Source organism: Abyssibacter sp., assembly GCF_964229365.1.
GTDB lineage: Bacteria > Pseudomonadota > Gammaproteobacteria > Nevskiales > OUC007 > Abyssibacter.
Window position 1 is genome coordinate 1 of record NZ_CAXRDQ010000019.1, and the last position, 10876, is coordinate 10876.

Genomic DNA, 10876 nt, shown 5'->3' on the forward strand with positions numbered 1-10876 from the left:
CGCGTGGCGAGCGCCGATGAAGAAACGGCGAGAGACCTTGTTAAGGCTCTCGCCGTTTTTTTGCCGTGAGGCCCCGTGGTGGTGGTCGTTAGAACTCCGGCCTATCGTTTGTCGCGGTAGCGCAGCGAGAGATCGGCGTAGGCATCAATACGGCGGTCGCGCAGGTAGGGCCAGATCCGGCGTACCTTATCGGTGCGATCACGGTCGATGGTCGTGATCAGCACTTCGCGTTCGTGTCCCGCTCGAGCGAGCAATTCGCCCTGCGGTCCGCAAACGAAGCTGCTGCCCCAGAACTCTGCTCCGGCCGTCGCTTCTGACGGATCGGCTTCGAAGCCAACCCGGTTGACCGCGATGACCGGTATGCCGTTCGCCACGGCATGGCTGCGCTGGATTGTGATCCAGGCATCCTGCTGCCGATGCATTTCGTCGCTGTCGTCATCCGGGTCCCAGCCGATCGCCGTGGGGTAGATCAGCAGCTCGGAGCCGGCCAGCGCCATCAGGCGAGCGGCCTCCGGAAACCATTGGTCCCAGCACACGAGGACGCCGAGGCGGCCAACGGACGTATCGATGGGTTCGAACCCCAGGTCGCCGGGCGTGAAATAGAATTTTTCGTAGTAACCGGGGTCATCCGGGATATGCATCTTCCGGTAGACGCCAGCCAGCGACCCGTCATCGTCCAACACCACGGCGGTGTTGTGGAACAGGCCGGCGGCACGGCGCTCGAACAGCGACCCCACGATGACGACGCCGAGTTCTTCGGCCAGTCGCCCGAGCCGCTCGGTGCCAGGCCCCGGGATCGGCTCGGCCAGATCGCAGAGGCTGGTGTCCTCGGTCTGGCAGAAATACACGCTGGCGTGCAGCTCGGGGAGGATGACCAGCTCGGCGCCTTGGGCAGCGGCATCTCGAATACCTTGTTCTGACTCTCGCCAGTTGGCGACCACATCGTCGGAACAGGCGTGCTGGATCAGCCCGATGGTCAGCGGATTGCTCATGTCGGTGCTCCGAAGTCGGGGTAGTTCATGGTCACGCAGTGCAGGCTGCCGTTTTGCGTGATCAGCGCGCGGCAGTCCACCGGCTCGATGCGATGCCGTGGAAACGCATCATCCAGGCGTCGCAGCGCTATGTCGTCGGCCCGCGTCTGATAGACAGGGGCCAGGACCAAGTCGTTCACGATGAGGAAATTGGCGTAGCCAGCGGGCAGGCGGCGACCGTCGTCGCCCACTTGCGGGGCCGGCAAGGGCAGCGGAACCAGTTCGTATGCATGCCCGCCTGGGGTTCTGAACTGCTCGAGTTGCTTGCGCATGGCCCGCAGCGCGTCGTGATGGCTGTCCAGTGGATCATCGCAGGCCTGGTAGGTGATCAGTTCCGGACTGGCGAAGCGGGCGAGGGTGTCGATGTGGCTGTCCGTGTCATCGCCATCCAGATGGCCGTGGTCGAGCCAGAGTACGCGGGTGACGCCTAGCCATTCGTGCAATAAGCCTTCCAGCGCCCGGCGATCGACACGTGGGTTGCGTCGGGTGTCGAGCAGGCAGGCAGTCGTGGTCAGCAGCGTGCCGGCCCCGTCTGTTTCGATGCCGCCGCCTTCCAGCGTCCAGTCGATGCAATGAAGATCGCGATCACCGAAAGCACCAGCGTCACGCAGGCGCCGGCTGATGACGTTATCCAGCGATGCATCGAACTTGCCGCCCCATCCATCGAAGCGAAAGTCCAGTAACACCGGGCGGTCCTGGTCTAGCACGGAGATCGGCGCATGGTCGCGTGCCCACACGTCGTCGGATGGGCATTCGAAAATACGGGCGCGGTTCATGTCGGCGCCGCTAGCCTCAAGCTGGGATTCGACCCGTTCCGGGTCGCTCGCCGCCACGATCAGGTCAGCCTGCTGGATGATCAGACGCGCCAGTGTTCGGAACACCGGTTCGACGTCGAAGTAACGATCACCCCAATCGGTGCGCGCGTGCGGCCAGGTCAGCTGGACGCTGGATTGCGGTGAAAATTCAGCCGGCCAATACATCGCGGAAACTCACGCCACGAAACGGCGCGTAGAAGAGGGATTAGTGCGCGGTGCGCAATTCGTTGGCGTGATAGATCGGCGCCGGTGCTTCCGGTACGACCGAGTGCAGCACGAACTGGTGTTCGAACACGACCACAAAGTCGTCATAAACCCAGCGTGAGATGGGTGGGTCCCCAATGGCGGCGACGCGGCGGCTGGGTTCGCCGAACTGTCGGCGCACGGTAGCCTTGCTCATTCCCCGGGTGGGTGACGCAGGTCTGCTGAGCTGCTCGCCCATGACGCTGGAACTCTCCGGGAAATCGAGTACGTCGGCAGAACCCGTCAGGCTTGCCAGCGCCATTGCCAGCCCGCTGATCCAAACCCATTTGCGCATGCTACCCGCCACGTCCAAAGATTGATTGGACTATAGCATCGGCCCGTGGGGGCGAAAACAAGTAGAATTCGCGGATGTTCCAGCCTTTTGAACTGGCGATCGGCCTGCGCTACACGCGCGCCAAACGCCGGAATCACTTCATCTCTTTTATTTCCCTGATCTCCATGCTGGGCATCGCGCTGGGCGTCACGGCGTTGATTACCGTGCTGTCCGTGATGAACGGGTTTGAGCGGGAGCTACGCGAAAGCATCTTGGGGATGGCCTCGCACGCGACGATCTCGGCCTTCGAGGGCGGTCTCGAGTCGCCCGAGTCGGTCGCGCAGCTCGCGGCGCGCCATCCGGAGGTGGTCGGTGTCGCGCCCTATATCGAGGGTGAGGGCATGGCCCGCCGTGGCGGTACGCTGTCCGGCGTCTTGCTCAGGGGTGTTGATCCGGCGCAGGAACAATCGGTGTCGATCGTGGGTAGCAACATGGTCGCGGGTTCGCTGGACGATCTGTCTGGCGGGCAGTTTCAATTGGTCATCGGCGTCGAACTTGCCCGTGCTTTGGGCCTGGCGCCCGGTGACAAGGTGGACCTGATGATCCCGCAGGCCAGCGTCACTCCGGCTGGCATCACTCCACGTTTCCGCCGGTTTACGGTGTCCGGCGTGTTCGAGATCGGCATGTACGAGTACGACCGGTCGATGGTGTACATGCACATCGATGACGCCGCTGCGCTTTATCGGCTGGGTGATCGTGTCACCGGCCTGCGACTCAAGCTCAGCGACATGTTCGATGCGCCGCGGATCAGTCGCGAGATCGCCGACCAGCTGCCGGGCTTCGTCTATGTGCGCGACTGGACGCAGCAGCACGCGAACTTCTTCAAGGCCGTGCGGACCGAAAAGCTGGTGATGTTCGTGATTCTCAGCCTTATCGTGGCGGTGGCTGCATTCAACGTCGTCTCGACCTTGGTGATGGTCGTGACCGACAAGCAGGCGGACATCGCGATCCTGCGCACGCTTGGGGTGTCACCCCGTTCGGTCACGCTCATATTCATCGTGCAGGGGGCGGTGATCGGACTGGTAGGCACGCTATTGGGTCTGTTGGGCGGCGTGACGCTGGCGCTCAATGTCGAGAGTCTGGTGCCCGCTCTGGAGCGGCTGTTCAATCAGGATTTCATTGCCGGCGATGTCTACTACATCAGCCATCTGCCGTCAGACTTACACTGGATCGACGTTTTCCAGATCACGCTGCTGTCGCTGGCCCTCGGGTTGGTATCCACGATCTACCCGGCATTCCGAGCGTCCCGCGTCCAGCCGGCTGAGGCCTTGCGCTATGAGTGAGCATCCCCGCATCGAGGCGCGAGGAATCCGGAAACTGTTTCGTGAGGGGCGGGCGGCTGTCGATGTGCTGGAGGATGTGAGTCTGTCCGTGGCACCCGGCGAGAGCATCGCGATTCTGGGAGCGTCCGGGTCAGGCAAGAGCACGCTGCTGCATCTGCTTGGCGGATTGGATACGCCCAGCGCCGGCGACATTCTGGTTGACGGCGAGAACATGGCATCCCTTTCGGACAGCGGGCGGGGTCGGCTGCGCAACGCCAAGCTCGGCTTTGTCTACCAGTTCCACCATCTGCTGCCGGAATTCACCGCATTGGACAACGTTGCCATGCCGTTGGTGATTCGTCGTGGGGCCGCCGCTCGTAAGGCGCGTGACGAAGCCCAGGCCTTGCTCGAACGTGTCGGGTTGGGCCACCGCCTTGATCACAAGCCGGGCGAATTGTCCGGTGGCGAGCGCCAACGCGCTGCCGTAGCACGTGCCCTGGTCACCCGCCCTGCCTGCATGTTGGCCGATGAACCGACCGGTAACCTCGACAGCGACAGCGCCGACGGTGTGTTCGAGCTCATGCAGTCGCTCAATCGTGAGTTCGGCACCAGTCTGGTCGTAGTCACGCACGATCATGCATTGGCCGCTCGTCTGGACCGTCGCTGCCTGTTGACGGACGGGCGGCTGGAAGCGCTCTGATCCATCCGTGACGGCCCCAATGCCCGATGTGCGTTGGTTGGCCGTTAGCGCGCTATTGGGTGCCACTGCGGCGGTGGTGGGGTGGATCACGCCGATCGCCGCAAGCATTGCGATCATCGCCGGGTTCGCCTTGGCTGGGCTTTACTGGCGATCCCAGCGGCACGCCGATACGCCGCTCACCCGTTCTCCGCAGGCCATCACCATGGCCTTCGGGCCGCTGGTGTTCGGGCTCTGGGCGGCTGTGAGTCTGATCGCGATCCACCACACGCTGGCGCAGCGCTGGCCGGCCGCAACGGATCTTGTGGATGTGCAGGGCCATGTCGTGGATCTGCCCGACCGTTCGCCGGCACGGCTGCGCTTTCGTTTCAAGGCCGGGCCGCCGAACGATCTCCTGTGGTTGAGCTGGTACCAGCCGCCGTTTGATGTGAAGGCTGGCGACTGTCTGGAGCTCCGTGTCCGGCAGCGGGATTTGCGTGGTCTGGCCAACGTCGGCGGCTTCGACTACGAGGCCTGGTTGTTTCGGCAACGGTTCGCGGCCCGAGCGAGCGTGGTCGAGGGCGAACGCTGCGCGCCGCAGAACTGGACGGTTGATCGGTGGCGCGACCGCATGGGCCAGCGCCTCGCCGACGGTCTGGGCCAGCGTTCTGGCGTTGCGGTTGTCCGGGCTTTGCTGGTCGGTGACCGGCGTGGATTCGATGACGCGATGTGGAACACATTGCGCCGGACCGGGGTTGGGCATCTGGTCGCCATCTCCGGCCTGCACATCGGCCTGGTCGCTGGCCTCGGATTCTGGCTCGGTAGTTGGGCATGGCGGCGGTCCGCCCGCTTGTGCCTGCTGTGGCCGGCTCCGCTCGCCGGGGGCGTGGCGGCTGTCGTGATAGCCGGGCTGTATGCCACCGCCGCCGGGTGGTCGGTGTCCACCCAGCGTGCTTGGCTGATGGTGGCGATGCTTGTCTGGGCGCTGACCAGTCCGATGCGGCCCCCGCTTGGTCGTGTGCTCGCCGTCGCGGTGCTGGTCCTTTTGCTACTCGATCCGCTGGCCCCGATGGATCCGGGCTTCTGGCTCTCGGTCGGCGCCGTGGCGCTGATCGCCTGGATGCTGCAAGGCCGGTCGCGAGCGGGCTCCCTGTCGCTGCTGCTCCGGCTGCAAGTCGGACTGTCTCTGGGCCTGGCACCCATCGCCTTGTTCTGGTTCGGCGAAACATCGATCAGCGGTGTATTGCTGAATCTCGTGCTGGTACCACTGTCGACCCTGATCGTGCCCGCGACATTGCTGCTCGGATTGGCAGCCTCGGTCCTCCCCGGCGTTTTTGGTCCACTGCTGGCGGTGCTGGCCGAAGCGCTCACGACGGGCATGGACTGGCTCACCTGGGTGGGTGATCAATCCTGGAGTCGCGCCATCGCATCACCGAATGCGGTACTTGCCTTGGCGGCGGTGTTGGGCAGCCTTTGCTTGCTCGCCCCCTGGAAACAACATTGGCGCGCAATGGGCGTGTTGCTGTGGTTGCCGTTGATCCTGACATCCCCGAAGTACCCCGACGCGGGCGCCTGGGTGGATGTGCTGGATGTCGGACAAGGCACGTCGGTATTGGTCAGAACGCGAAATCACAGCCTGCTCTACGATGCCGGTCCGGCCTACCGCAGCGGCTTCGATACCGGAGAGGCGGTGATCATCCCAACCCTGCGTGCCGAAGGCTTGCGGCGTCTTGATCGCCTGGTGATCTCGCATGGCGATACGGATCACTCTGGCGGCGCGGAGGCCATCGGCCGCGCGTTTCCCGCCGCCGAACGTTGGGGCTACGGGGGGCGGCCCTGTCTTGCCGGGGACAGCTGGATGTGGGACGGCGTGCGCTTCGAGTGGATGCACCCGGCATCCACGTCGGTGGATGGCAACAATGCGTCCTGTGTGCTGCGTATTGAGACGGGCGGCGGCGCGTCGATGCTGTTGACGGGCGACATCGAGGCCATCGCGGAGCGGGCGTTGATCGAGCGCGTGGGACGGCGGTTGCGCAGTGATGTCCTGCTGGTTTCCCATCACGGTAGCGCCGGCGCATCGACGACGGAATTCCTGGACCACGTGCAACCGACGGTGGCCCTGGCCCCCGCGGGTTGGCGCAATCGGTGGCAGTTTCCGCGCGTGGCTGTCCGTGATCGACTGGCGCATCGCGGCGTGGCGCTGGCGGTAACGGGCGAATCCGGCCAGATCCGCATCGCGTTACCAGAGCACGGAGATGCCGCCTTGATCTGGCGGTATCGCCAGCGGTACCAGCGACCCTGGCGCGCGGCTGATGGGACTGCACAGGCGTCGTGATAGACGTCTGTGGTTGGCTGGCCGTCGACAGCCCACTATCATCGCGCGATGACAGATGATCCGACCGGGAATTCCGAACTCTCCCCCAAGCAGGTTTACCGCCGACTACTCGGCTACGCCACACCACACTGGCGCATGTTCGGCTTGGCGATCTTCAGCATGGCGGTGTTGTCAGCCTCTGACGTGGTCTTGACCTGGCTGATGCAGCCTTTGCTCGATGGCAGCTTTGTCGAACGTGATCCGACCATCATCCGGTGGATGCCGATCGCGATTCTTGTGCTGTTTCTGGTGCGTGGCCTGTCGCAGCTAACGTCCGGTTATTGCATGGCCTGGGTTGGTCGCTATGTCATCAAGACCATCAGAACCGATCTGTTCGCCCAATACCTGCAGTTGCCCGTGAGCTTCTTCGATCGCGAAGCCGGCGGGCAGTTGATCGCACGGCTGACGTACCACGTGGATCAGGTGGCCGAGTCCACCACCTCGGCGATTGGTACGGTCATCAAGGACGGCCTGACGGTGATCGGTCTGTTATGTCTGATCGTCTATCTGAACTGGAAGCTGGCCTGTTTTGTCCTCGTGGTCGGCCCGATCATTGCCGTGCTGGTCAGCGTGGTGAGCCGCCGTTTTCGCAAGCTGTCGCGGCGCATACAGCAATCCATGGGCAATACCGTTCAGGTCGCGGACGAGGTGATATCCGGGCATCGCGTCGTCAAAGTGTTTGGCGGGCAGAACCTGGAAGCTGAACGCTTCGAAAAGGTCAACGAATACAACCTGCGCCAGCATCTGAAGATGGTGCTGGCACGGGGGGGCAGCACGGCGCTAATCCAGTGGATCGCGGCGTTCGCGATCTCGGCAATCGTGTTCATCGCGACCACGGAACCGACCATGACACCCGGCGCATTCGCGGCGTTCATGGGCGGATTGATCGGCTTGCTGCGACCGTTACGTAATCTCACAACCGTCAACGAACGGATCCAGCGCGGCATTTCAGCCGCCGCTGACATATTCGATTTGCTGGATCAGCCACCCGAGCGGGATGCGGGGCAGCGCAAGGCCACGCGGGCGAACGGGGAACTGCACTTCGAGCAGGTCACGCTGCGGTATTCGGAGAGCGCCAGGGCGGCAGTGCAGGATGTGAGTCTCAAGGTGCCGGCCGGACAGGTTGTGGCCTTCGTGGGACGATCCGGCAGCGGAAAAACCAGTCTGCTGTCGTTGATTCCCCGCTTCTATGATCCGGCGGCAGGGCGAATTTCGCTCGATGGCCATCCGCTTGACGACTACACACTGCCGAGCCTGCGCCAGCAGATTTCCCTGGTCGACCAGAGCGTGACGCTGTTCAACGCCAGCGTTGGGGAAAACATCGCCTATGGCGTGGGCCGCTCGGTGTCGCAGGAGGACATTCGTGCGGCCGCGCAAAGTGCCCACGCGCTGGAGTTCATTGAAAAGCTCGACCAGGGCTTTGACACCCAGATCGGCCAGAACGGGGTCTTGCTCTCCGGGGGGCAACGTCAGCGGATCGCTATCGCGCGGGCGATTCTCAAAGACGCGCCCATTCTGATACTCGATGAGGCGACCTCGGCGCTGGACACCGAGTCCGAACGCAAGATCCAGGCGGCGCTGGAGGGGCTGATGCGTGGACGCACGACGCTGGTGATCGCGCATCGTCTGTCCACGATACAGAACGCTAATCTGATTGTTGTGATGGACGATGGGCGCGTGGTGGAGCAGGGCACGCATGCCGAGTTGCTGGAAGATAACGGCGCCTACGCCGCACTGCATCGACTGCAGTTTGAAGACGACTGATCCGCGATGTCCGTCGTTGAAAACGCCTGGCAAACCCGGTGGCACCCACTGTCGTTGTTCATGCTGCCCTGGTCTTGGTTGTTTGCGTTGATTGCAGCTGTCCGGCGGCTGGCCTATCGGCGGGGCTGGCTGACGATTCATACCTCGTGCGTGCCGGTGCTGGTTGTCGGCAACGTCACGGTGGGTGGGGTTGGCAAGACTCCGTTGGTGCTTTGGCTGGCGAACCGCATTCGCGCGCGGGGGCTGACTGTTGGCGTCGTGTCCCGCGGGTACGGACGAGCCACGCAAGGATTGCGGATCGCGCATGCCTGCAGTACTGCCGATGAGATCGGAGACGAACCATTGTTGTTTGCGCAGGCCGGATTCCCCGTGGCCGTCGCCGAGCGTCGTGCCGACGCCGTCGCAGCACTGGCTGGCGACGTGAATCTTGTGATCGCGGATGATGGTTTGCAGCACTATGCAATGCAGCGTGCGGCGGAGATTGTCGTCGTTGACGGAGACCGTGGTTTCGGCAATGGGCGCCGTCTGCCCGCTGGTCCGCTGCGCGAACCGCTCAGCAGACTGCATGCCGCGGCATTGGTGCTGGTGCGCAATGGAGTTCCCCAGCAGGTGCTGGCGTGCAGCGGCGTGAGCGGCCATCGCTTCGATGTCGACGCTGCCACACTGCAATCGCTGGACGGGTTGCGATCGGAACCGCTTGCACGATGGTCAGACCGCCGGGTTCACGCTGTGGCGGGCATTGGCTATCCGGAGCGGTTCTTTGCCGCGTTGCGTGACAAGGGGCTGGACGTGATTGCGCATCCGTTTGCAGATCACCATCGATACCGGCCCGAGGAACTGCAATTCGGTGATGGCTTGCCGGTGCTGATGACCGGCAAGGACGCCGTAAAATGTCGCGATTTCGCGCAGCCGGACTGGTGGTCGGTGGAGATCGCGATTCGCATGCAGCCCGAGCTGGAAGCGGCACTGGACGCGTTGGTCCAGGAGCTCGCCGGCCAGCCGGCGCAATCACCCGTTTTCGATTCGGAGAATGCACGTGGATAACAAGCTGTTGGACCTGCTGGTCTGCCCGGTTTCAAAGGCACCTCTGCGATTGAGCGAGGATCGCAAGGAACTGATTTGCGACGCCAGCCGGCTGGCGTATCCGGTACGCGACGGCATCCCGGTAATGCTGGAGTCTGAGGCGCGCGAGCTCGACCCCGAAGAATGAACGAACCCTTCGCAGTGGTCGTCCCGGCCCGCTATGGCTCGGAGCGCTTTCCCGCCAAGGTGCTGGCCGACCTGAATGGCTTACCTCTGGTCGCGCATACCGCCAAAGCGGCGGAGGCGAGCGGGGCGGCCAGCGTGATCGTCGCCACCGACGATCAGCGTGTTATCGACCGACTCACACCGCTCGGCTTGCGGTGCGAACTCACCGCCGTGGGGCACCTGTCCGGGACCGATCGCGTGAACGAGGTGGCGCAGCGACTAGGCTGGGCGGATGACCAAATTATCGTGAATCTGCAGGGCGATGAGCCGTTGATGCCGCCGGAGGTGATCCGCGCCTGTGTGAATGCGCTGGCGGCCGACCCCGCATTGGACATTGCCACGCCGGTGCATGCGATCAACTCCGCCGACGATTTCCAGTCACCGCACGTGGTGAAGGTGGTGATTGATGGAAACGGGCGGGCGCGCTATTTCAGCCGCGCACCGATTCCGGCCCCCCGCGCCGCGCTGTTGCGCGGGCAGATCGCCCTGCCGGACTGCGGCGCGTGGCGGCATATCGGGCTCTATGCATACCGCTGTGCGGGCTTGCGCCGATTGGCAGAGCTACCGGCGGCTCCCACCGAGCAAGCGGAGTCGCTGGAGCAGTTGCGCGCGTTGTGGAACGGGCTTCAGATTCAGGCGGTGCCGGTCGACCAGGCACCGGCCACCGGCGTTGACACGCCAGCGGACTTGCAGCGCATTCAGTCCTTGTTCCGCGACTGATTCGAGCCGATCCATGCGTGCAACTTGGGGTCGGACTCAGCGGTGATGAGCCGTGTTTCCGGGACCCTGCGCCGAGCATCGCCGTACTGATCCGGTTGAATCATTGATTCGCCGGATTCCACCTGGATAACCCAGGTGTCGCGATCCTGCAGGTATTCGATGACCCGCCATGCGCGGCCCCGGTACGTAATGACCTGACCGAGCATGGCGTGGGCCGCGCTTACTCCGTGCCTGGCGGAGTTTGCTTGGGCTTGGTGGTCTGTGCCGGCAGCAGCGTTTCGACCTGCTTGAGCTTCGGCTCAGGCTTCGGCTCAGGCTTCGGCTCAGGCTTCGGCTCAGGCTTCGGCTCAGGCTTCGGCTCAGGCTTCGGCTCAGGCTTCGGCTCAGGCTTCGGCTCAGGCTTCGGCTC

At 63.6% G+C, this 10876-nt stretch carries 12 protein-coding genes; 7 read left to right on the top strand and 5 right to left on the bottom strand.

Annotation, left to right across the window (positions count from 1 at the left end; translation table 11 throughout):
* Positions 1-101: 101 nt before the first annotated feature.
* The 3 genes from ACE1EY_RS02665 to ACE1EY_RS02675 are packed head-to-tail and all read right to left on the bottom strand — an operon-like array spanning position 102 to position 2384.
* Positions 102-992, bottom strand: coding sequence for a carbon-nitrogen hydrolase (locus ACE1EY_RS02665; protein WP_370299401.1), 891 nt, complete (start codon positions 990-992; stop codon positions 102-104).
* Positions 989-2011, bottom strand: a complete 1023-nt coding sequence (locus ACE1EY_RS02670; protein ID WP_291514105.1) for an agmatine deiminase family protein — start codon at positions 2009-2011, stop codon at positions 989-991. The genes ACE1EY_RS02665 and ACE1EY_RS02670 overlap by 4 nt, the downstream gene beginning before the upstream one ends.
* Positions 2012-2051: 40 nt before the next feature.
* On the bottom strand, positions 2052-2384 hold the full coding sequence (locus ACE1EY_RS02675) for a hypothetical protein (protein ID WP_291514106.1): 333 nt from the start codon (positions 2382-2384) through the stop codon (positions 2052-2054).
* Positions 2385-2458: 74 nt separating this feature from the next.
* On the opposite strand from ACE1EY_RS02675, the gene ACE1EY_RS02680 reads away from it, so the two are divergent.
* Genes ACE1EY_RS02680 through kdsB form a run of 7 tightly spaced genes read left to right on the top strand, consistent with a single transcriptional unit; the run spans position 2459 to position 10467 of the window.
* Positions 2459-3706: a lipoprotein-releasing ABC transporter permease subunit gene (locus ACE1EY_RS02680; RefSeq protein WP_291514107.1), complete on the top strand. Its 1248-nt coding sequence runs from the start codon at positions 2459-2461 to the stop codon at positions 3704-3706.
* Positions 3699-4385 (top strand): lipoprotein-releasing ABC transporter ATP-binding protein LolD, encoded by a 687-nt coding sequence (lolD, locus tag ACE1EY_RS02685; RefSeq protein WP_291514108.1) that lies wholly within the window; start codon positions 3699-3701, stop codon positions 4383-4385. Before ACE1EY_RS02680 ends, lolD begins: the two co-directional genes overlap by 8 nt.
* Positions 4386-4392: 7 nt before the next feature.
* Positions 4393-6696, top strand: coding sequence for a DNA internalization-related competence protein ComEC/Rec2 (locus ACE1EY_RS02690; RefSeq protein WP_291514109.1), 2304 nt, complete (start codon positions 4393-4395; stop codon positions 6694-6696).
* Positions 6697-6744: 48 nt separating this feature from the next.
* On the top strand, positions 6745-8499 hold the full coding sequence (msbA, locus tag ACE1EY_RS02695) for a lipid A export permease/ATP-binding protein MsbA (RefSeq protein WP_291514110.1): 1755 nt from the start codon (positions 6745-6747) through the stop codon (positions 8497-8499).
* A 6-nt stretch (positions 8500-8505) separates the two neighbouring features.
* A complete protein-coding gene (gene lpxK, locus ACE1EY_RS02700; protein ID WP_291514111.1) occupies positions 8506-9543 on the top strand; it encodes a tetraacyldisaccharide 4'-kinase in 1038 nt (345 codons plus the stop codon).
* On the top strand, positions 9536-9709 hold the full coding sequence (locus ACE1EY_RS02705) for a Trm112 family protein (RefSeq protein ID WP_291514112.1): 174 nt from the start codon (positions 9536-9538) through the stop codon (positions 9707-9709). Before lpxK ends, ACE1EY_RS02705 begins: the two co-directional genes overlap by 8 nt.
* The gene (gene kdsB / locus ACE1EY_RS02710; RefSeq protein WP_291514113.1) at positions 9706-10467 is read left to right on the top strand and encodes a 3-deoxy-manno-octulosonate cytidylyltransferase; all 762 of its coding nucleotides are present in this window, start codon (positions 9706-9708) and stop codon (positions 10465-10467) included. The genes ACE1EY_RS02705 and kdsB overlap by 4 nt, the downstream gene beginning before the upstream one ends.
* On the opposite strand, the gene ACE1EY_RS02715 is transcribed toward kdsB, so the two are convergent.
* Together ACE1EY_RS02715 and ACE1EY_RS02720 are read right to left on the bottom strand one after the other, a co-directional pair.
* Positions 10446-10673, bottom strand: coding sequence for a hypothetical protein (locus tag ACE1EY_RS02715; RefSeq protein ID WP_291514114.1), 228 nt, complete (start codon positions 10671-10673; stop codon positions 10446-10448). The two genes, kdsB and ACE1EY_RS02715, sit on opposite strands and share 22 nt — an antisense overlap.
* 14 nt (positions 10674-10687) lie before the next feature.
* Positions 10688-10876 (bottom strand): hypothetical protein (locus tag ACE1EY_RS02720; RefSeq protein ID WP_370299402.1); only part of this gene is annotated, 189 nt, incomplete at its 5' end.

Coding starts and splice junctions, on each gene's coding strand:
- ACE1EY_RS02670 (WP_291514105.1), bottom strand. CDS start 2,011: ATGTATTGGCCGGCTGAATTTTCACCGCAATCCAGCGTCCAGCTGACC.
- ACE1EY_RS02675 (WP_291514106.1), bottom strand. CDS start 2,384: ATGCGCAAATGGGTTTGGATCAGCGGGCTGGCAATGGCGCTGGCAAGC.
- lolD (WP_291514108.1), top strand. CDS start 3,699: ATGAGTGAGCATCCCCGCATCGAGGCGCGAGGAATCCGGAAACTGTTT.
- msbA (WP_291514110.1), top strand. CDS start 6,745: ATGACAGATGATCCGACCGGGAATTCCGAACTCTCCCCCAAGCAGGTT.
- ACE1EY_RS02680 (WP_291514107.1), top strand. CDS start 2,459: ATGTTCCAGCCTTTTGAACTGGCGATCGGCCTGCGCTACACGCGCGCC.
- ACE1EY_RS02715 (WP_291514114.1), bottom strand. CDS start 10,673: ATGCTCGGTCAGGTCATTACGTACCGGGGCCGCGCATGGCGGGTCATC.
- kdsB (WP_291514113.1), top strand. CDS start 9,706: ATGAACGAACCCTTCGCAGTGGTCGTCCCGGCCCGCTATGGCTCGGAG.
- ACE1EY_RS02665 (WP_370299401.1), bottom strand. CDS start 992: ATGAGCAATCCGCTGACCATCGGGCTGATCCAGCACGCCTGTTCCGAC.
- lpxK (WP_291514111.1), top strand. CDS start 8,506: ATGTCCGTCGTTGAAAACGCCTGGCAAACCCGGTGGCACCCACTGTCG.